This window comes from Streptomyces sp. NPDC003393, assembly GCF_053589015.1.
On record NZ_JBSFRB010000032.1, the window covers coordinates 80,293 to 100,804 of the forward strand.

Consider the following 20,512-nt stretch of genomic DNA (forward strand, 5'->3'; position numbering starts at 1 on the left):
GCCGGCACCGGCCGCCTGCCCAGTCCCGGCTCCACCAGGCGGTCCGTCAGCAGCGCGAACCGCCGGCGAGGGCGCGTGCCGCGTTGCCGGTCAGCGTGCAGAGCTCCACATGTTCGGCGGGGGCGGTGCGCATGAACGAGCGCCTCCGCGTCCCGGCCGCGCTCGGCCTGCCGCCGGCCCTGCTCGTGCGGCTCGCCCGCCACGCCGCGTACGCCCGCCACGCCGCGTACGCCCGCTCGGCCCGCACCACGTCCCCGACGTGCGCGGCGACACTGAACTCGGCGCCGCGGACCGCTCGTTTGGAGTGCCCGGCGGGCCGGTGGCGGTGCTCCATCTCGCCGAGCCGCTTCTCGACGCACAGCCGGCGGGATGTGCGGCCGGCCCGGCATCCCGGCCGGCATCCACTTGAGGACCCGGTGCAAGCGAATGGGCCTCGTACTCGTCGAAGTCTCCTCGGTCGCCGTGCCGACCGGCTCCGCGTCGTCCAGGCAACTGATTCTGCGGATCGGCGGGTTGAGTTTGTTGCGCACCGGACGCGCGGGGACGCTGCCGCGCAGCGAGCCGAGGATGCCCGCCCACAGGTCGTCGGCCTGCGTCTCGGCCTCCGCGCGGGCCCGCACGTACCGGGCCGCCCGGTCGTCCAGGTGCGGCGCCGACACGGACAACGGGTGGACGGGGCGCAGCACCACGTCGTGGCCCAGCGGGGTCCAAGCTCGGCCCCGGCGGTCGCCAGGAACCCCGACAGGGCCGGCTCCTCGGCCGGGTCGACGGTGTCCTCGTCCAGATCGGCGACTTCGCTCCCCGGTCGCACCGACGGCAGCGCCTCGACCAGCTCGCCGTCGTAGGCGCAGCCGCCGTTGACGACGCCGACGCCCTGCACGGAGGCGATCGGCGCCACTCGCCGGTACTCCTCCACCGTCCGGGTGAAGTCCACCACCGCGTGCCGCTGCGCGAACTCCTCCAGCGACAGCCGCCCGTCGGCCGTCTCGAACCTCACACCGAGGAGGTGCACCGCCGGGAAGACGGCGGCCGCTCCGTGGCACCGCGGCCGGCTCGGTCAGCCACGACCGGATGCGCTCCCCGAGCGCCTCCCGTACGGCGGCCGGCGTCTCGTCCTCGTACAGCGACTCACGCGAGGCGATGGGCCGCAGGTTGTCCGTGCACAGCACGCAGCGCACGAAGAACGACCAGTCGGGCAGCGGCTGTTCGGTCCGCTCGGTCGGCAGCGTGCCCTTCGGATGTGCGCGACCCGGCGCGCGGCGGGGGCGCCACGAAGCAGGCCGGCAGGCCGATGCCGAACCGGCCGAGGAAGTCCGAGCGGGTTTCCTGAAGCCCTTCGGCGCGCTGGGAGCTGCGGCCGATGGCGGCCGGCAGTTCGCGCACGTCGGACTCGGTGAGCCCGACGCCCGCGTCCTCCGCCCGCAGGGTGCCGCCGCCGACGTACAGCCGCCCCCGGGCGGGGCGCCGGGCTCCTCGGTAGGCGGGGCGGTGACGGCGTCCACGGAGTTCTGGAGCAGCTCGCGCACACACCGGCGCGGGGCCGGGCGGTCCCGGGCGTGGGGCGGTGACCGCGTGGGGAGGCCGGAGCACGTCGTCCCAGGGCTGCGGCGGCCCGGCCGACCAGGGGTTTCCGGGCACGGCTACGGCATTGTCAGTGGCGTGGTGTGCAATGGATCTCGTGCCCGCACTGCAAGAACCACTGCGACAACCGCTGAAGTCGGTGCTCGGCCCCGCCACCGCGAAGGTGATGGCCGAGCACCTCGGCCTGCACTCCGTCGGCGACCTCCTGCACCACTACCCGCGCAGATACGAGGAGCGGGGCCAGCTCACCCACCTCGCCGACCTCCCCATGGACGAGCACGTCACCGTGGTCGCCCAGGTCGCCGACGCCCGTCTGCACACGTTCGCCTCCCCCCGGGCGCCGCGCGGCAAGGGCCAGCGCCTGGAGGTGACGATCACCGACGGCAGCGGCCGGCTCCAGCTGGTCTTCTTCGGCCACGGCGTGCACAAGCCCCACAAGGAGCTCCTGCCGGGCACCCGCGCGATGTTCGCCGGCAAGGTCTCCGTCTTCAACCGGCGGCTGCAACTGGCCCACCCGGCGTACGAACTGCTGCGGGGGGACGCCGAGGAGACCGTCGAGTCCTGGGCCGGCGCCCTCATTCCGCTCTACCCCGCGACCGCCAAACTGGAGTCCTGGAAGATCGCCAAGGCGGTCCAGACCGTCCTGCCCAGCGCCCAGGAGGCCGTCGACCCGCTGCCGGCCACGCTCCGCGAGGGCCGCGGACTCGTCACACTGCCCGAGGCGCTGCTCAAGATCCACCGCCCGCACACCAAGGCGGACATCGCCGACGCCCGGGCCCGGCTGAAGTGGGACGAGGCCTTCGTCCTCCAGGTCGCCCTCGCCCGCCGCCGTCACGCCGACGCCCAACTCCCCGCCGTCTCCCGCAAGCCGCTGCCCGACGGCCTGCTCACCGCCTTCGACGACCGTCTCCCCTTCACCCTCACGGAGGGCCAGCAGAAGGTCTCCCGCGAGATCTTCGACGACCTGGCGGCCGAACACCCCATGCACCGGCTGCTCCAGGGCGAGGTGGGCTCCGGCAAGACGATGGTGGCCCTGCGCGCCATGCTCGCCGTCGTCGACGCGGGCGGGCAGGCGGCCATGCTGGCGCCCACCGAGGTGCTCGCCCAGCAGCACCACCGGTCGGTCACCGAGATGATGGGCGATCTGGCGCAGGGCGGAATGCTGGGCGGGGCCGAGCACGCCACCAAGGTGGTGCTGCTCACCGGCTCCATGGGCGCGGCGGCCCGCCGCCAGGCGCTGCTCGACCTGGCCACCGGCGAGGCCGGCATCGTGATCGGCACTCACGCCCTGATCGAGGACAAGGTGCAGTTCCACGACCTCGGGCTGGTCGTGGTCGACGAGCAGCACCGCTTCGGCGTCGAGCAGCGCGACGCGCTGCGCGGCAAGGGCAAGCAGCCCCCGCACCTGCTGGTGATGACCGCCACCCCGATTCCGCGCACGGTGGCGATGACGGTCTTCGGCGACCTGGAGACCTCCGTCCTCGACCAGCTCCCGGCCGGGCGCTCGCCCATCGCCAGCCATGTCGTCCCGGCCGCCGACAAACCCCACTTCCTGGCCCGCGCCTGGGAGCGGGTGCGCGAGGAGGCCGGAAAGGGCCACCAGGCGTACGTCGTGTGTCCGCGCATCGGGGACGAGGAGGACGACCCGAAGAAGGGCGTCGGCAAGCAGTCCCCGGAGGACGAGGCGGAGAAGCGCCCGCCGCTCGCCGTCCTCGACGTGGCCGAGCAGCTCGCCCGCGGCCCGCTCCAGGGCCTCGGGGTGGAGGTGCTGCACGGCAGGATGCAGCCGGACGACAAGGACGCCGTCATGCGCCGCTTCGCCGCCGGCGAGGCGGACGTCCTGGTCGCCACGACCGTCATCGAGGTCGGCGTCAACGTCCCGAACGCCACCGTGATGGTGATCATGGACGCCGACCGCTTCGGCGTCTCCCAGCTCCACCAGCTGCGCGGCCGGGTCGGCCGGGGCTCGGCGCCCGGCCTGTGCCTGCTGGTCACCGAGATGCCCGAGGCGAGCGCCGCCCGTCAGCGGCTGAACGCGGTGGCCGCCACCCTGGACGGATTCGAACTCTCCCGCATCGACCTCGAACAGCGGCGCGAGGGCGACGTGCTCGGCCAGGCCCAGTCCGGCGCGCGCTCCTCCCTGCGGGTCCTCGAGGTCATCGAGGACGAGGAGATCATCGCCGAGGCCAGGCAGGAGGCGGCGGCGGTGGTGGCCGCCGATCCCGAGCTGGAACACCTGCCCGGCCTGCGCACGGCCCTTCAGGCCCTGCTGGACGACGAAAGGGAGCAGTACTTGGAGAAGGGCTGAGCGAGGCTGACAGACTGGAAGCAGTCACATCCCGCGTGCAGGGCACGCCCGCATGCAGCGGACCCCGCGTGCGGTGCCCCGCGTACAGAGCGACAAGGACCCAAGGACATGACCCGCGTGATCGCCGGCCGGGCCGGCGGACGCCGTCTCGCCGTACCCCCGGGCCACGGGACCCGCCCCACCTCGGACCGGGCCCGTGAGGGCCTGTTCTCCACCTGGCAGTCCCTCCTCGGCGGCCCGCTCGACGGCGAACGCGTCCTCGACCTGTACGCCGGCTCGGGCGCCGTGGGCCTGGAGGCGCTCTCCCGCGGCGCCGGACACACCCTGCTCGTCGACGCCGACGCCCGCGCGGTGCGCACCCTCCGGGAGAACGTGAAGTCCCTCCGCCTGCCCGGCGCGCAGGTACGGGCGGGCAAGGCACGCCAGGTCGTGCAGGCGCCGCCGCCGGGCGAGCCGTACGACATCGTCTTCCTCGACCCGCCCTACGCCGTCTCCGACGACGATCTTCGGGAGATTCTGCTCACACTCCGCTCGCAGGGGTGGCTGGCGGCGGAAGCCCTCGTCACCGTGGAGCGCAGCACCAGAGGCGGCGAATTCCGGTGGCCGCCGGGGTTCGACGCGCTCCGGGCCCGCCGCTACGGCGAGGGAACGTTTTGGTACGGTCGCGCCGCCTCTACGTGCGAAGACGCACGATGACCGGACCGGAGAGCGAGGGATCTCAAGTGCGCCGCGCCGTCTGCCCCGGGTCGTTCGACCCGATCACCAACGGACACCTCGACATCATTGCCCGGGCCTCCCGCCTGTACGACGAGGTCTACGTGGCGGTGATGATCAATCAGTCCAAGAAGGGCCTGTTCGAGATCGAGGAGCGCATCGACCTCATCCGCCAGGTCACCGCCGAGTACGGCAACGTCCGGGTCGAGTCCTTCCACGGCCTCCTCGTCGATTTCTGCAAGCAGCGCGACATCCCCGCCATCGTCAAGGGCCTGCGCGCGGTCAGCGACTTCGACTACGAACTGCAGATGGCCCAGATGAACAACGGCCTCACCGGTGTCGAAACGCTCTTCGTGCCCACCAACCCCGCCTACAGCTTCCTGTCGTCCTCCCTGGTCAAGGAGGTCGCGGCGTGGGGCGGCGACGTCTCCCACCTGGTGCCGCCGCAGGTCCTCGACGCCCTTACCCGGCGGCTGCGCAAGGACTGACCTCCTGACTGGTCGTCACCCGGTGTCCGCCGGCCGTCCCATGGTCGTACAGTCGTCCCGTCCGTCTCCAACACATCGGCAGGAAGTGGCGAGCACACCGTGGACGTGCAGAAGAAGCTCGACGAGATCGTGGCCACGGTCTCCGGCGCCCGGTCCATGCCCATGTCGGCGTCCTGCGTGGTCAACCGGGCCGAGCTGCTCGCGATGCTCGAAGAGGTGCGCCAGGCGCTGCCCGGCTCGCTCGCGCAGGCGCAGGAGCTGATCGGGGACCGGGAGCAGATGGTCGAGGAGGCCCGGCGCGAGGCCGAGCGGATCATCGAGTCCGCGCACGCCGAGCGCGGCTCGCTCGTCGCCGGCACCGAGGTGGCCCGCCGATCCCAGGCCGAGGCCGACCGGATCCTCACCGAGGCCCGCAAGGAGGCCGAGGAGGTCCGCGCCGAGGCCGACGACTACGTCGACTCCAAACTCGCCAACTTCGAGGTGGTCCTCACCAAGACCCTCGGCTCCGTCGGCCGCGGCCGCGAGAAGCTGCTGGGCACCGGCCCCGGCCTCGACGAGGAGGGCTACGAGGACGAGGACGCCCCCGAGCGCAGCCACGACCCGGAGACCCTGCGCCGCGACGCCGACGCCTATGTCGACACCAAGCTGGGCGCCTTCGAGGCGGTCCTGGCCAAGACCCTGGAGGCCGTCGGCCGCGGCCGGCAGAAGCTGCACGGCCGGATCGCCACCGACGACCTGGGCGCCCTCGCCGACGACACCACCACCGTCCAGCACTCCAGCGACGCGGACTACCTCGCCGACCTCGCGGCCCTCGCCGACGCCCCGGCGGCGGCCCCCGCCGCGCCCGCCGAACGGCCGGCCGAGCCCCAGCAGCCACCGCAGCCGGCGTACGAGCCGCAGCCGGCCTACGGCTACCAGCAGACCGACCCGTACGGCGAGGGCGCCCCTTACGGCGGCTATCAGCAGGGCTACGGCGGACAGCAGGACCCGTACGGCTACCAGCAGGCCGATCCGTATGCCGCCGCCTATCCTCCGGCGCCGGGTGCCTCATTCCAGGGCTACGACGACCAGGGCTACGACGCCGGGACGGGCGCCTACGACCCGAACCAGACCCAGCCCCAGCAGATGCAGCAGTCCCAGCAGCCGCAGCAGGGCTATGCCCTTGACGAGACCAGCCTCTTCGACACCAGCATGATCAGCGCCGAGCAGTTGAGGGCGTACGAGCAGGGACGCGGTCTGTAGGACGCGGCACGGGGGTACCGGATTGGGCCGAGAGCGAAAGGTCCAGTATCCTGGCCCTTCGGTCGTGCGTGCGCTTGCGCTGCCCACGTAGACGCCCGTGATCAGTGCTGCCCGGAAGACCACTCGGGCGGCCTCCCTCCGAGTTCGGAAACCGAAAGCAGGAATGGCTCACAACGCCCACCTCGACCACCGCAACCCTCTCGTGTTCGACACGCATGAGCTGGGTCGGCGTCCGGGTGCGCTGCAGCGCCTGACCCGTACGGTCCCTGCTCCCGCGGACCTCGGTCTCAAGGGAGTGATCGGCGTGCCGGAAGGCGCCCCGGTCGAGCTCGAACTCCGGCTCGAGTCGGTCATGGAAGGTGTGCTCGTCACAGGCACCGCCCGTGCACAGGCCGAGGGGGAGTGCGTAAGGTGTCTGGAGCCGGTCGAGCAGGAGCTCGAAGCGGACTTCCAGGAGATGTTCTCGTACCCTGACGCCGACGACCGGGGCCGCGTGATCGCGGAACCGGGCGACGACGCCGAGGACGACGAGGACAGGCTCTTTCTCGAGGACGGACTCTTCGACCTCGAACCTCTGCTGCGCGATGCGGTGGTGCTCGCACTGCCGATGCAGCCGGTGTGCCGGGAGGACTGCCCGGGTCTGTGCTCCGAGTGCGGAGCACGGCTCGCGGACGACCCGGACCACCACCACGACGCCGTCGACATCCGTTGGGCGGCATTGCAGGGACTCGCCGACACCATGTCGGGCGGCGAGAAGGACGAGATGAGCGGCGCCGAACCTGGCGTCGACGAGAAGCAGGAGAAGTAGCCGTGGCTGTTCCGAAGCGGAAGATGTCGCGCAGCAACACGCGCCACCGCCGGTCGCAGTGGAAGGCTGCGGTCCCCACCCTGGTTGCGTGCGAGCGCTGCCACGAGCCCAAGCAGCAGCACATCGCGTGCCCGTCTTGCGGCACCTACAACAAGCGCCAGGTCCTCGAGGTCTGAGCGGCTGGTGAGAGGCACCGTGTCCACTGCCAAGAAGGCGGAAGGCGTCGAAGCCACCACTCCCCGCCGACGCGGGAGTGCTCCGTCGGACAGCACGGCCTCGTCCCACACGCTTCTGGAAGGGCGGCTCGGGTACAAGCTCGAGTCCGCCCTTCTGGTGCGCGCGCTCACCCACCGTTCCTACGCGTACGAGAACGGCGGCCTGCCGACGAACGAGCGGCTGGAGTTCCTCGGTGACTCCGTCCTCGGTCTCGTCGTCACGGACACGCTGTACCGCACCCACCCCGACCTGCCCGAGGGCCAGCTGGCCAAGCTGCGGGCCGCGGTGGTCAACTCTCGTGCGCTGGCGGAAGTGGGGCGCGGACTCGACCTGGGCGCCTTCATCCGGCTCGGCCGCGGTGAAGAGGGCACGGGCGGCCGGGACAAGGCGTCCATCCTCGCCGACACCCTGGAAGCGGTGATCGGCGCGGTCTATCTCGACCAGGGCCTCGACGCGGCGTCCGAGCTGGTGCACCGGCTCTTCGACCCGCTGATCGAGAAGTCCTCCAACCTCGGAGCCGGCCTGGACTGGAAGACGTCCCTCCAGGAGCTCACCGCGACCGAGGGGCTCGGTGTCCCCGAGTACCTGGTCACGGAGACCGGCCCCGACCACGAGAAGACCTTCACTGCTGCCGCCCGCGTCGGAGGCGTCTCGTACGGCACCGGCACCGGCCGCAGCAAGAAGGAGGCGGAGCAGCAGGCCGCCGAGTCCGCGTGGCGGTCCATCCGGGCCGCGGCGGACGAGCGCGCCAAGGCGGCCCAGGCCGCCGGGACCGCGGAGGCCGCCGGGAACGCCGACGAGGCGTCGGCCTCCGCCTGATCCGCCGACTGCCGGGCCGGCGTCCACAGGGCGGCCGGCACCGCACACCGCGCGACCCGAGCGCCCGTCCCCGCCCGGGGCGGGCGCTCATCGCGCACGCGACAACGCGAGTACGGGGGAGTCATGCCCGAGTTGCCAGAGGTCGAGGTCGTACGGCGCGGCCTGGAGCGGTGGGTCGCCCACCGTGCCGTCGCCGACGTCGAGGTGCTGCACCCGCGCGCCGTACGGCGCCATGTAGCCGGCGCCGACGACTTCGCGCACGGCCTGAAGGGTCACCACCTGGGCACGCCCAGCCGCCGCGGCAAGTACCTGTGGCTGCCCCTGGAGGACACCCCGCGCGCGATCCTGGCCCACCTCGGCATGAGCGGCCAACTGCTGGTCCAGCCGCAGGAGGCGCCCGACGAGAAGCACCTGCGCATCCGGGTCCGCTTCTCCGACGGCCTGGGCAGCGAACTCCGCTTCGTCGACCAGCGCACCTTCGGCGGGCTGTCCCTGCACGACCTCACCCCCGACGGGCTGCCCGACGTCATCGCGCACATCGCCCGCGATCCCCTCGACCCCTTGTTCGACGACGAGGCCTTCCATCGGGCGCTGCGCCGCAAGCGGACCACCATCAAGCGCGCCCTGCTCGACCAGTCGCTGATCAGCGGCGTCGGCAACATCTACGCCGACGAGGCGCTGTGGCGGGCGCGCCTGCACTACGAGCGCCCCACCGCCGGCCTGACCCGCCCGCGTACGGCCGAGCTCCTGACCCACGTCAGGGACGTGATGAACGCGGCCCTCGCGGTCGGCGGCACCAGCTTCGACAGCCTCTACGTCAACGTCAACGGCGAGTCCGGCTACTTCGACCGCTCGCTCGACGCCTACGGCCGCGAGGGCCTGCCCTGCCGCCGCTGCGCCACCCCGATGCGCCGCCGGCCCTGGATGAACCGTTCCAGCTACTTCTGCCCGAAGTGTCAGCGGGCGCCGCGCGCCGCGTCGTAGCGCTCGCGGGCGGCCAGCACCTCGTCCATCCGGCCCTCCACGCAGTGGATGAGGGCCAGAAGGCGCTCGGCGACCTCATGGCCGAGGGGCGTCAGCTCGTAGTCCACGCGGGGCGGGTTCGTCGGCTGGGCCTCGCGGTGCACCAGGCCGTCCCGTTCCAGTGCCTGGAGTGTCTGGGACAGCATCTTCTCGCTCACCCCGTCCACCCGGCGGCGCAGCTCGTTGAAGCGCAGAGAGCCCTCGTGCAGGGCGCCGACGGTGAGCGCGCCCCAGCGTCCCGTGACATGCTCCAGCGTGCCGCGCGAGGGGCAGGCCTTGGCGAACACGTCGTACGGGAGATCCGGCTCCCCGGTGCGCTCCTGCGTGCTGCTCATGGCCGAAGCGTACGCGACCACAGCGCTCACCGTACGGTTGCGCTGACCGGTGGTGAGCTGCCTGTTCCGAGGGGTCATCGGCCGTTCGGCGGCGGCAGGGTCTGTTCGGTCCAGATGATCTTGCCGGTCGGTGTGTAGCGCGTGCCCCAGCGGTGGGTCATCTGGGCGATGATGAACAGACCCCGGCCCCCCTCGTCGTCGCTGGCCGCGTGGCGCAGATTGGGGCTGGTGTGGCCCCTGTCGCAGACCTCGCAGATCAGGGTCCGGTCGCGGATCAGCCGCACCTCGATGGGGCCGTCGACATAGCGGATGGCGTTGGTGACGAGCTCGCTGACGATGAGTTCGGTGGTGAACGCGAGGTCGTCCAGGCCCCAGTCGTCCAGTTGCTTGCTGGTGCCGGTACGCAGGGAGGCGACCGCCGCCGGGTCCGCGGGCAGCTCCCACCGGGCGAAGCGGGCGCGCTCCAGCATCCGGGTGCGGGCCAGGAGCAGGGTCGCGTCCTCGTCGACCGGGCCGGGCAGCAGCGCGGCCACCGCCTCGTCGCACAGGTCCTTCAGCGGCCGGCGGTGATCGGCGAGGAGCCGGCCGAGCCGGGCCGCCCCGGCGTCATGGTTGTCGGCCGTCTGGAGGAGGCCGTCGGTGAACAGGGCGATGAGACTGCCCGGCGCGAGCTGCAGGTCGGCGCTCTGGTGGGGCAGGCCGCCGACTCCCAGGGGCGGGCCGGGCGGCAGCGGGGGACAGTGGGCGGCGCCCGTGGCCGGATCCACGACGACCGGCAGCAGGTCGCCGGCCCGCGCCAGGCTGCAGTGTCCGGAGGCGGGGTCGTACACCGCGTACAGGCAGCTCACCTCCATGGCCCGCTCGCCGCGCGGTCGCTCGGGACCCCGGCCGTGAGCGGCCCCACTCTCGTGCGCGGTCTGTTCGGCCAGGTCGTCCAGGCGGGTGAGGACCTCGTCCGGGGCGAGGTCCAGCCGAGCCAGGACCCGCAGGCCCGTGCGCAGGCGTCCCATGGTCGCCGCGGCACGCATGCCGTGGCCGAGCACGTCCCCGACGACCAGACCGACCCGGGTACCCGACAGCGGGATGACGTCGAACCAGTCGCCGCCCACCCCGGACCCGTTGTCGGCGGGAAGGTAGCGGCTCGTCGCCTCGCACGCGGTCTGCGGTGGGAGGTGTCTCGGCAGCAGGCTCCGCTGGAGTTTGAGGGCCGTGGTGTGCCCGCGGGTGACCAGGGGCATCAGCACGACGCCGATCAGCAGGGAGCCCAGGCCGATGACGGTGACCCCGCCCGTCGGCCCGATCAACGGAAGATCGATGGCGGTCGTGCCGTACTCGGGGTTCGCGTAGACGACGAAGGCGCCGTAGAGGAACAGCGACAGCATGACCAGCCCGCCGAGCCCCGGCAGCACACCCTTGAAGACCAGGTCCCTGCGGCTGCGGGTGAGCACCCTGCGGTGGTACCAGAGGCAGGCGAAGCCGGTCAGTCCGTACTGGAACGCGATGGCGAGGCCCACGGAGTCGATGGAGTCGGTCAGGACGTTCCTGCTGAGCGACGTCATCAGGATCAGCAGGGCGATCGAGGCGGCGCCCATGCCGACGGTGCCCCAGGTGGGGGTGAGGAACCTCCGGTGGACCCGGGCGAACCGGGACGGGAGGGCCTTGTGGACCGCCATCGAGAGCACGGTCCTGGCCAGCGGCAGGATGGTGGTCTCCGCCGACGCCAGCGCCGAGGTCATCACCATCAGGATCAGCAGGCTCGACAGCAGCAGCCCCGTGTCGCTGTTGCCGAACACGGCCTCGCCCAGTCCGGAGAAGACGTCGTCGGAGTTGCCCGCGTTGGCGAGCCCGATGCCCGAGGTGCCGACCCCCGCGAACGCCTGCGCCGAGGTGGACACCAGCCCGTACGTGACCAGGAGCAGCACGGTGGACATGACCGCCGCACGCCCGGGAACGCGCCTGCTGTCGACGGTCTCCTCGTTGACCGAGAACGCGGTGTCCCAGCCCCAGTAGATGAAGACCCCCGCGAGGACGCCCGAGGTCAGGGCAGAGGCCGACGGCACCGCGAACGGGTTGAACCAGGAGGCGGACACGTGGAGCGCCGTCGGCGGAGGGTCGACGTAGACCCGGACCAGCGCGGCCACGGCGAACAGGAACAGCATCACCATTTCCAGGCACAGCAGCCAGCGCTGGACGGCCGCCGAGAACTCGATCCCCACGTAGCAGATCGCGGTCATCAGCGCGATCCAGGCGACGGCCGCCAAGGTGACCCACAGGCGGTCCTCCGCCAGGTCGTCCCGGCCCACCAACCGGAAGCCGTAGGCGGCGGCGATCTCGCCCAGGTTCACCATCACGACGACGTTGGCGACGATCAGCCCCCAGCCCCCCATCCAGCCGGTACGCGGTCCGAAGGCGCGAGTGGTCCAGGTGAAGGTGGTCCCGCAGTCGGCGTCACTCGCGTTGAGCTCCCGGAAGGCGTACGCGACCAGCAGCATCGGCACGAACGCCAGCATGGTGACGAGCGGGGCCTGCAGCCCGACGCCGATCACCAGGATGCCCAGCGTGGCGGCGAGGCTGTACGCCGGGCCCGTGGAGGCCAAACCCATGGCGATCGAGGAGAACAGGCCCAGGGCATCGCTCTTGAGTCCCTTCCGGCCGGCCCCGGTCTCAGGAGCGGGGCGGTCGGAGGACACGGCGCTGCCGAAAAGCCTCACATTCGATTCCAACGCCGAGCCCCGCCCGCCGCAATACAGGACGGGAGGCGGCCGGGAGACAGACGAATCCCGGACCCCGGGCCGTCACGCCACGACCGCGCCGACCGCGCGTGGGCCCGGTACGCGTCGAGTGCGGATCCGTGCGGTTACCGCGGCAAGGGACTGCGCACGGCCGAGCTCCCGGCAGAGGCGCTCGCTCGCACCGTGGCGAGAAACGCCCCTCCACGCACAGGCCAGGGCCCCCGGCGCGGTGCGCCGGGGGCCCTGGCCCGGGGCTGTGTCCGTCGTGTCAGTAGCCGAAGTCCTGTGTCCACCACGGCCCGCCGGCGGCGAAGTGCACGCCCACGCCCAGTGTCTTGAAGTCGCAGTTCAGTATGTTGGCCCGGTGGCCGGGGCTGTTCATCCAGGCGTCCATGACGGCCGCCGCGTCGGACTGGCCCCGGGCTATGTTCTCGCCGCCGAGGTTGGTGATGCCGACGCGGGCCGCCCGGTCCCACGGCGAGGCGCCGCTGGGATCGGTGTGGTCGAAGAAGTTCTGGTCGGCCATCGCCTTGCTGAAGTTCTCGGCCAGGGAGGTCAGGGCGCTGTTCGCCGTGACCGGGCTGCAGCCCACCTTGGCCCGCTCCTGGTTCACCAGGCTGAGCACCTCGGCCTCGACGGCGGCCTGATCGGAGGTGGCGGGCGGCTGGGACTTCGGCGGCGCGGGAGTGGTCTTGTGGCCGTGGTCGCCCTGTTGGCCGGGGTTGGTCTTCGGGTTCTTGGATTCGGCCGGTTTCGACGGCGCGGTCGTCGGCTTCGTCGCGGGGGACTTCGTGGCCGAGTCCGAGGGGTGTGCCGACGGCGAGGCGGAGGCGGAGGGCGGCGCGGACTGCGCCGGAGACGAGGACCGGTCCGCACCGCGGCTCGTGCCCGGGTCGCCGGTCCTGTCACCCAGCGCACCGCCGGAGGTGCCGCCCTGCTCCGACGCGCTGTTCGTCGGTGTGCCGGCCGCCTGCACGTTGTCGGAGCCGCCGCTCCCGCCGCCCAGCTTGTAGTTCTGGAGTCCGGGGACCGCTCCGGTGGCGACCGCGACCGTGCCGATGGCGACCGCGGCGGACACCCCGAGCAGCCCGGTACGGACCGGTGTCGCGGCCTTCTTGCGCCTGCGGTGGCCGGTCTCGCGTGGCGCGGCGGGCGGTGTCGTGAAGCCCTCGGGCGGGAAGGCCACGGTCTCGGCGGCGCGGGCGAAGTCGTACTCCTTGCCGAAGCCGTACGCCGTCTCGAACCCGTACGGCGTCTCGAAGTCGTACTCCGTCCCGGAGCCGTACCCCGCGCCGAAGCCGTACTGCGTCCCGGAGCCGTACCCCGTGCCGAACTCCGGCCGGGCGTCCCGCTCGACGTGCGGCGCGGCGGCGTCCGGCTCGAACCGGTACGGCGGGGTCTGTGCGTAGGAGTCCGCGTACCGCTCCGGGTTGAGGTAGGGCGCGATGCCCATGCGGTCGTCCGCGTGGGAGTGCCGGGTGCCCCGGTCCCTCCCGTACGAGCCGTGCGTGTCAGTGACCCCCGTGGCACGGTCTGTGGCGGCGCGGCCGGCGTCCGAACGTCGGTGGCGACCCATGTCGTGGCCTTCCTCGTCCCCTGCGGTCGACGCGCGCCCTGAGCCGTCGCGGTCAACCGGACTCACTCGATCGAGTGAGTTTCATATGAGATTCATTGGGTCGGGACGGTACCGCATGACGGGCGGGGCGGAAGTGCCTGGAGAGACATTGCCCGGTTAGGTTGCAGTCATGAGCGAGGATGTCCGGCTGGTCGCCTGGGTTCGCGGGCGTGTCCAGGGTGTTGGTTTCCGCTGGTTCACCCGGGCGCGGGCCTTGGAGATCGGCGGCCTGAGTGGTTTTGCTCTCAATCTGGACGACGGCCGTGTACAGGTCGTCGCGGAGGGCACCCGGGAGGCGTGTCAGAAGCTCCTCGACTGGCTCCAGGGTGGCGACACGCCCGGGCGCGTGGAGGGTGTGACCGAGATCTGGGACACACCCCGGGGGGGCTACGACGGTTTCGCGGTCCGCTGATCCGGCGACCTCCCGCCGCCGGACGAAGACGGCGAAATCTGCCACGGGCACCTGCCCCAGGGGAAAAGAAGCAGGTGATTGCCGAGAACGGCTTGTCCTCCCCGGCCCGGCAGGGCAGGATGATCGCCACGCCCCGAGGGGCCCGTAGGAGACGCAGCGCCACCGATTTCCGGCCGCGCGCCCCCGGGACGCTCATCGATACGGGGCGTGATCGTGTTGACCGTCAAACTTTTTGGTGAGACGCTGAAAGCCCGCGCACCTTAGCTGTTTGGCATGGATGAACGGCAGCACAACTCAACAGTGCCAAGCACCGCGGGTGCGAATCCCTCACGACCCACACCGCATCGGTCGGTCACTCAGTGTGGAGGACCATCCATCATGGCAAAGGCGCTTCTCGGTTACGTCGGTGGCTCCGACCCTCGACTCCTCGCCGAGATGCGACGGCTCCAGCAGCGCGTCCAGGACCTGGAATCCGAGCTCGTACGGATTCAGGCGGAGAACGACGCGCTGGCGGCTGCCGCTTCTCACGACAGGATCATGGAGCGCGTCGACGCACACCAGGCGGAGCCTGCGCTCACCTGATCACTGCATCGCACAACGACACAGTGGTTGGGCCGCCCGAATCAACCGCTCAGTTGTCAGAGTTGCAAGGGACGCTTCGGCGTCCCTTCTTTTCTTTCCCGGCCCTTCCCGGCCCTCAGTGCCCCCGCGCACCCTTTCAGGTCCTTCAACATCTGGTGTGCCCTGCATATTCAGCGGTGAAACCGCAGCGCTTGCGGGGGTTCGTGGAGTGCGCTAACGGCGCCCGGTAGAGTCCGACGGCGTGCACCTCAAGGCCCTGACCCTCCGCGGGTTCAAGTCGTTCGCCTCGGCGACCACGCTCCGGTTCGAACCGGGGATCACGTGTGTCGTCGGCCCGAACGGCTCGGGCAAGTCCAACGTGGTGGACGCGCTCAGTTGGGTCATGGGCGAACAGGGCGCCAAGTCGCTGCGCGGCGGCAAGATGGAGGACGTCATCTTCGCCGGCACCACCGGCCGTCCACCCCTCGGCCGCGCCGAGGTGTCCCTGACCATCGACAACTCCGACGGCGCCCTGCCCATCGAGTACGCCGAGGTCACCATCACGCGGATCATGTTCCGCAACGGCGGCAGCGAGTACCAGATCAACGGCGACACCTGCCGGCTGCTCGACATCCAGGAGCTGCTGTCCGACTCCGGCATCGGCCGCGAGATGCACGTCATCGTCGGCCAGGGCCAGCTCGACTCGGTGCTGCACGCCGACCCCATGGGCCGCCGCGCCTTCATCGAGGAGGCCGCCAGCGTCCTCAAGCACCGCAAGCGCAAGGAGAAGGCGCTCAGGAAACTGGACGCGATGCAGGCCAACCTCGCCCGCGTCCAGGACCTCACGGACGAACTGCGCCGCCAGCTCAAGCCGCTCGGCCGCCAGGCGGCCGTCGCCCGGCGGGCCGCCGTCATCCAGGCGGACCTCCGCGACGCCCGCCTGCGCCTCCTCGCCGACGACCTCGTACGCCTGCGCGGAGCCCTGGAGGCGGAGGTCGCCGACGAGGCCGCCCTGAAGGAGCGCAAGGAGGCCGCCGAACGGGAGCTGAAGAAGGCCCTCCGGCGCGAGGCGCTCCTGGAGGACGAGGTGCGCCGGCTGACCCCGCGCCTGAAGCACACCCAGGAGACCTGGTACGAGCTCTCCCAGCTGGCCGAACGCGTCCGCGGTACCGTGTCGCTCGCCGACGCCCGGGTCAAGAGCGCGACCTCCGCTCCCACCGAGGAACGACGCGGACGCGACCCCGAGGACCTGGAGCGCGAGGCGGCCCGCGTCCGCGAGCAGGAGGCCGAACTGGAAGCGGCCCTGGAAGCCGCCCAGCGGGCCCTCGACGACACCGTGGCCCACCGCGCCGACCTGGAGCGCGAACTCGCGGTGGAGGAACGCCGCCTGAAGGACGCCGCCCGCGCCATCGCCGACCGCCGCGAGGGTCTGGCCCGCCTGCGCGGCCAGGTGAACGCGGCCCGCTCCCGCGCCGCCTCCGCACAGTCCGAGATCGACCGCCTGGCCACCGCCAGGGACGAGGCGCGGGAGCGGGCCACGACCGCCCAGGAGGAGTACGAGGCACTCAAGGCCGAGGTCGACGGCCTGGACGCGGGCGACCACGAACTCGCCGAACGACACGAGGCGGCCAGGGCGGAGCTGGCCGAGGCCGAGGCCGCCCTCAGCACCGCCCGCGAGGCCGCCACCGCCACCGAACGCAAACGCGCCGCGACCCAGGCCCGGCACGACGCCCTCGCCCTCGGCCTGCGCCGGAAGGACGGAACCGGCGCACTGCTCGACGCCCGGGACCGCCTCACCGGCCTGCTGGGCCCGGCGGCCGAACTCCTGACCGTCGCCCCCGGCCACGAAACCGCCCTGGCCACCGCCTTCGGCACCGCGGCGGACGCCCTCGCGGTCACCTCGCCGTCGGCCGCGGCCGACGCCATCCGCCTGCTGCGCAAACAGGACGCGGGCCGAGCGGCCCTGCTGCTCAGCGGCGCGACCGAGGACGCCGTGGCGCCGCAGCAGCTCCCCGGGGGGCCACCCCTCGCGGCCGACCTCGTCACCGGACCCGGTGAGCTCATGCCCGCCGTACGGCGGCTGCTGCGCGGCATCGTCGTGGTCGGCACCCTGGAGGACGCCGAGGACCTCGTCGCCGCCCACCCCGATCTGACCGCCGTCACCGCGGAGGGCGACCTGCTCGGAGCCCACTTCGCGCAGGGCGGCTCCGCCGGCGCGCCCAGCCTGCTGGAGGTGCAGGCCTCCGTGGACGAGGCCGCCGCGGAGCTGGCGGAACTCGCCGTGCGCTGCGAGGAGCTGACCGAGGCCCAGCAGCGGGCCGGCGAGCGGCGCCGCGAGTGCGCCGCGCTCGTCGAGGAGCTGGGGGAGCGGCGCCGGGCCGCCGAGCGGGAGAAGTCGGCGGTCGCACAGCAGCTCGGGCGGCTCGCCGGGCAGGCGCGCGGCGCCGCCGGAGAGGCCGAGCGGTCCACGGCCGCCGCGGCCCGCGCCCAGGACGCCCTCGACGCGGCCCTGACGGAGGTCGAGGAACTCGCCGAACGGCTCGCCGTCGCCGAGGAGATGCCGATCGAGGAGGAGCCCGACACCTCTGTACGGGACCGGCTCGCCGCCGACGGTGCCAACGCCCGCCAGACCGAGATGGAGGCCCGCCTCCAGGTCCGTACGCACGAGGAACGCGTCAAGGGGCTGGCCGGCAGGGCCGACTCCCTGGACCGGGCCGCCCGCGCGGAACGGGAGGCACGCGCGCGTGCCGAGCAGCGGCGGGCCCGACTGCGCCACGAGGCGTCCGTCGCCGAGGCCGTCGCCTCCGGCGCCCGGCAGCTGCTGGCGCACATCGAGGTCTCCCTGGCCCGCGCCGAACGGGAACGGGTCGCCGCCGAGGCCGCCAAGGTCCGCCGGGAGCAGGAACTGGCCGCTGCCCGCACCGAGGGGCGCGAGCTGAAGAGCGAGCTGGACAAGCTGACCGACTCCGTCCACCGGGGCGAGGTCCTCGGAGCCGAGAAACGGCTGCGGATCGAGCAGCTGGAGACCAGGGCGCTGGAGGAGCTCGGCGTCGAGCCGGGCGCGCTGGTTGCGGAGTACGGACCGCACCAGCCGGTGCCGCCGTCCCCGCCGGCGGAGGGCGAGCAGCTGCCGGACGACCCCGAGCACCCCCGCAACCGGCCGCGACCGTATCACCGCGCCGAGCAGGAGAAGCGGCTCAAGGCCGCCGAGCGCGCCTACCAGCAGCTCGGCAAGGTCAATCCGCTGGCCCTGGAGGAGTTCGCGGCGCTGGAGGAGCGTCACCAGTTCCTCAGCGAGCAGCTGGCGGACCTGAAGAAGACCCGCGCCGACCTGCTCCAGGTCGTCAAGGAGGTCGACGAGCGGGTCGAGCAGGTCTTCACCGAGGCCTACCGGGACACCGCACGCGAGTTCGAGGGCGTCTTCAGCCGGCTGTTCCCCGGAGGTGAGGGACGTCTGGTCCTGACCGACCCGGAGAACATGCTCACCACGGGCGTCGACGTCGAGGCGCGCCCGCCGGGCAAGAAGGTCAAGCGCCTGTCCCTGCTCTCCGGCGGCGAGCGGTCGCTGACCGCCGTGGCGCTGCTGGTGTCGATCTTCAAGGCGCGCCCCAGCCCCTTCTACGTCATGGACGAGGTCGAGGCGGCCCTGGACGACACCAACCTCCAGCGGCTGATCCGCATCATGCAGGAGCTGCAGGAGGCCTCGCAGCTCATCGTGATCACGCATCAGAAGCGCACCATGGAGGTCGCCGACGCGCTGTACGGCGTCTCCATGCAGGGCGACGGCGTCTCGAAGGTCATCTCGCAGCGCCTGCGGTAGGCGGTTCCAGCAGAACGACTGATCTCGTGTTCAAGAAGTGAACGTGAGATATGCCTCGCGTGTGCCTGATTTCAGGAAACACTGAAGTATTGACTTCGAAACTTGAAGGCATAGTCTCTGCAACGTCACTTTTACCTTCAGGTCTCACCTGTAAGGGCCTCACCCCCCACGCGGTAGTGTTGCCGCGGCCCCAGGAGATACACGTGACCAGCGTTACGCAGGCACCTCAGACAGGAGTCAGGACGGCTCACCCCGATCATCTCGGGCACGTCATCTTCATCGCTGCGGCCGCCGCCATGGGCGGCTTCCTCTTCGGCTACGACAGCTCCGTGATCAACGGCGCCGTCGAGGCGATCCGCGACCGCTACGACATCGGCTCCGCCGCCCTCGCCCAGGTCATCGCGGTCGCTCTGATCGGCTGCGCCATCGGCGCCGCGACGGCCGGCCGCACAGCCGACCGGATCGGCCGGATCCGGTGCATGCAGATCGCCGCCGTCCTGTTCACGATCAGCGCCGTCGGCTCGGCGCTGCCCTTCGCGCTGTGGGACCTGGCCTTCTGGCGCATCGTCGGCGGTTTCGCCATCGGCATGGCCTCCGTGATCGGCCCCGCCTACATCGCCGAGGTCGCCCCGCCCGCCTACCGCGGCCGCCTGGGCTCCTTCCAGCAAGCCGCGATCGTCGTCGGCATCGCCGTCTCCCAGCTGGTCAACTGGGGCCTGCTCAACGCGGCGGGCGGCGACCAGCGCGGCACGCTGATGGGCCTGGAGGCCTGGCAGGTCATGCTCGGCGTCATGGTCGTCCCGGCCGTGCTGTACGGCATGCTGTCCTTCGCGATCCCCGAGTCGCCGCGCTTCCTGCTCTCCGCCGGCAGGCGCGAGCGCGCCCGTGAGATCCTCGCCGAGGTCGAGGGCAAGGACGTCGACCTCGACGCCCGTGTCGCCGAGATCGAGCACGCGATGTCCAGCGAGCACAAGTCCACGTTCAAGGACCTGCTCGGCGGCGGCTTCTTCTTCAAGCCGATCGTCTGGGTCGGTATCGGCCTGTCGGTCTTCCAGCAGTTCGTGGGCATCAACGTCGCGTTCTACTACTCCTCGACGCTGTGGCAGTCGGTCGGTGTCGACCCGACGGACTCTTTCTTCTACTCCTTCACGACGTCGATCATCAACATCGTCGGCACCGTGATCGCGATGATCTTCGTGGACCGCGTCGGCCGCAAGCCGCTCGCGCTGATCGGTTCGATCGGCATGGCCGTGGGCCTGGCGCTGGAGGCCTGGGCGTTCTCCGCCCACCTGGTGGACGGCAGGCTGCCCGCCACCCAGGGCTGGGTCGCCCTGGTCGCCGCCCATGTGTTCGTCCTGTTCTTCGCCCTGTCCTGGGGTGTGGTCGTCTGGGTCATGCTCGGTGAGATGTTCCCCAACAGGATCCGCGCCGCCGCGCTGGGCGTGGCCGCCGCCGCGCAGTGGATCGCCAACTGGGCCATCACCGCGAGCTTCCCCTCGCTGGCGGACTGGAACCTGTCCGGCACGTACGTGATCTACACGGTGTTCGCGGCCCTCTCCGTCCCGTTCGTGCTGAAGTTCGTCAAGGAGACGAAGGGCAAGTCGCTGGAGGAGATGGGGTAACCCTCTTCCTGAACAGCCCTCCACGCCCTCCACAGTCCCGAGGAGACGGGCCAAGTCCCCGCTGCCCCTCTCCTCGTACCCTCCGTCGCCCCCGGTCCGGCCACTGCCCGGACCGGGGGGGGACGCGGTTGGTGGGGGGGCGTAGCCGGGGGGGGTGGGGGGCCGCGGGGGGGTTGGCGGGGGGCCCGGCGCCGGGGGGGGGGCGGGGGGGGGGGG

16 protein-coding genes and 1 pseudogene are annotated in these 20,512 nt (G+C 71.7%); 12 read left to right on the forward strand and 5 right to left on the reverse strand.

What is annotated here, in order from left to right:
• Positions 1-46 precede the first annotated feature (46 nt).
• Positions 47-334 (reverse strand): hypothetical protein, encoded by a 288-nt coding sequence (locus tag ACWDUZ_RS26885; protein ID WP_451634388.1) that lies wholly within the window; start codon positions 332-334, stop codon positions 47-49.
• A 118-nt stretch (positions 335-452) separates the two neighbouring features.
• Positions 453-1,517 (reverse strand): annotated as a pseudogene (locus ACWDUZ_RS26890) (hypothetical protein); the annotation flags it as partial.
• A gap of 152 nt (positions 1,518-1,669) precedes the next feature.
• Between ACWDUZ_RS26890 and recG the strand changes: the two are divergent.
• From recG to mutM, 8 genes are all read left to right on the forward strand, one after another.
• Positions 1,670-3,889, forward strand: a complete 2,220-nt coding sequence (gene recG, locus ACWDUZ_RS26895; protein WP_451634374.1) for an ATP-dependent DNA helicase RecG — start codon at positions 1,670-1,672, stop codon at positions 3,887-3,889.
• 108 nt (positions 3,890-3,997) lie between these two features.
• A complete protein-coding gene (gene rsmD, locus ACWDUZ_RS26900) occupies positions 3,998-4,585 on the forward strand; it encodes a 16S rRNA (guanine(966)-N(2))-methyltransferase RsmD (protein ID WP_451634375.1) in 588 nt (195 codons plus the stop codon).
• A 26-nt stretch (positions 4,586-4,611) separates the two neighbouring features.
• Positions 4,612-5,091, forward strand: coding sequence for a pantetheine-phosphate adenylyltransferase (gene coaD, locus ACWDUZ_RS26905; RefSeq protein ID WP_451634376.1), 480 nt, complete (start codon positions 4,612-4,614; stop codon positions 5,089-5,091).
• A 99-nt stretch (positions 5,092-5,190) separates the two neighbouring features.
• Positions 5,191-6,333 (forward strand): ATP synthase F0 subunit B, encoded by a 1,143-nt coding sequence (locus tag ACWDUZ_RS26910; protein ID WP_451634377.1) that lies wholly within the window; start codon positions 5,191-5,193, stop codon positions 6,331-6,333.
• 163 nt (positions 6,334-6,496) lie between these two features.
• Positions 6,497-7,141: a YceD family protein gene (locus tag ACWDUZ_RS26915; protein ID WP_451634378.1), complete on the forward strand. Its 645-nt coding sequence runs from the start codon at positions 6,497-6,499 to the stop codon at positions 7,139-7,141.
• Between the two features lie 2 nt (positions 7,142-7,143).
• Positions 7,144-7,317, forward strand: a complete 174-nt coding sequence (gene rpmF / locus ACWDUZ_RS26920; protein ID WP_003951102.1) for a 50S ribosomal protein L32 — start codon at positions 7,144-7,146, stop codon at positions 7,315-7,317.
• A gap of 7 nt (positions 7,318-7,324) precedes the next feature.
• On the forward strand, positions 7,325-8,176 hold the full coding sequence (rnc, locus tag ACWDUZ_RS26925) for a ribonuclease III (protein WP_451634379.1): 852 nt from the start codon (positions 7,325-7,327) through the stop codon (positions 8,174-8,176).
• A gap of 123 nt (positions 8,177-8,299) precedes the next feature.
• Entirely contained in the window at positions 8,300-9,160 is an 861-nt protein-coding gene (mutM, locus tag ACWDUZ_RS26930; RefSeq protein WP_451634380.1) for a bifunctional DNA-formamidopyrimidine glycosylase/DNA-(apurinic or apyrimidinic site) lyase, read from the forward strand.
• Here mutM and ACWDUZ_RS26935 read toward each other — a convergent pair.
• The 3 genes from ACWDUZ_RS26935 to ACWDUZ_RS26945 all read right to left on the reverse strand — a co-directional run bounded on the left by ACWDUZ_RS26935 (position 9,133) and on the right by ACWDUZ_RS26945 (position 13,842).
• Positions 9,133-9,534: a winged helix-turn-helix transcriptional regulator gene (locus ACWDUZ_RS26935; protein ID WP_451634381.1), complete on the reverse strand. Its 402-nt coding sequence runs from the start codon at positions 9,532-9,534 to the stop codon at positions 9,133-9,135. The two genes, mutM and ACWDUZ_RS26935, sit on opposite strands and share 28 nt — an antisense overlap.
• A 74-nt stretch (positions 9,535-9,608) precedes the next feature.
• On the reverse strand, positions 9,609-12,245 hold the full coding sequence (locus ACWDUZ_RS26940) for an amino acid permease (RefSeq protein WP_451634382.1): 2,637 nt from the start codon (positions 12,243-12,245) through the stop codon (positions 9,609-9,611).
• A gap of 289 nt (positions 12,246-12,534) precedes the next feature.
• A complete protein-coding gene (locus ACWDUZ_RS26945) occupies positions 12,535-13,842 on the reverse strand; it encodes a CAP domain-containing protein (RefSeq protein WP_451634383.1) in 1,308 nt (435 codons plus the stop codon).
• Positions 13,843-14,011: 169 nt separating this feature from the next.
• Here ACWDUZ_RS26945 and ACWDUZ_RS26950 point away from each other — a divergent pair, with 169 nt between their 5' ends.
• The 4 genes from ACWDUZ_RS26950 (at position 14,012) to ACWDUZ_RS26965 (ending at position 20,296) form a co-directional block, all read left to right on the forward strand.
• Complete coding sequence (locus ACWDUZ_RS26950) at positions 14,012-14,293, forward strand: acylphosphatase (RefSeq protein ID WP_030168320.1); 282 nt, start codon at positions 14,012-14,014, stop codon at positions 14,291-14,293.
• A gap of 378 nt (positions 14,294-14,671) precedes the next feature.
• Positions 14,672-14,875 carry a hypothetical protein gene (locus tag ACWDUZ_RS26955; protein ID WP_018567931.1) on the forward strand — a complete coding sequence of 68 codons (204 nt, stop codon included), beginning with the start codon at positions 14,672-14,674 and terminating at the stop codon, positions 14,873-14,875.
• 241 nt (positions 14,876-15,116) lie between these two features.
• Entirely contained in the window at positions 15,117-18,674 is a 3,558-nt protein-coding gene (gene smc, locus ACWDUZ_RS26960; RefSeq protein WP_451634384.1) for a chromosome segregation protein SMC, read from the forward strand.
• Between the two features lie 203 nt (positions 18,675-18,877).
• Positions 18,878-20,296, forward strand: a complete 1,419-nt coding sequence (locus ACWDUZ_RS26965; RefSeq protein ID WP_451634385.1) for a sugar porter family MFS transporter — start codon at positions 18,878-18,880, stop codon at positions 20,294-20,296.
• Positions 20,297-20,512: the final 216 nt, after the last annotated feature.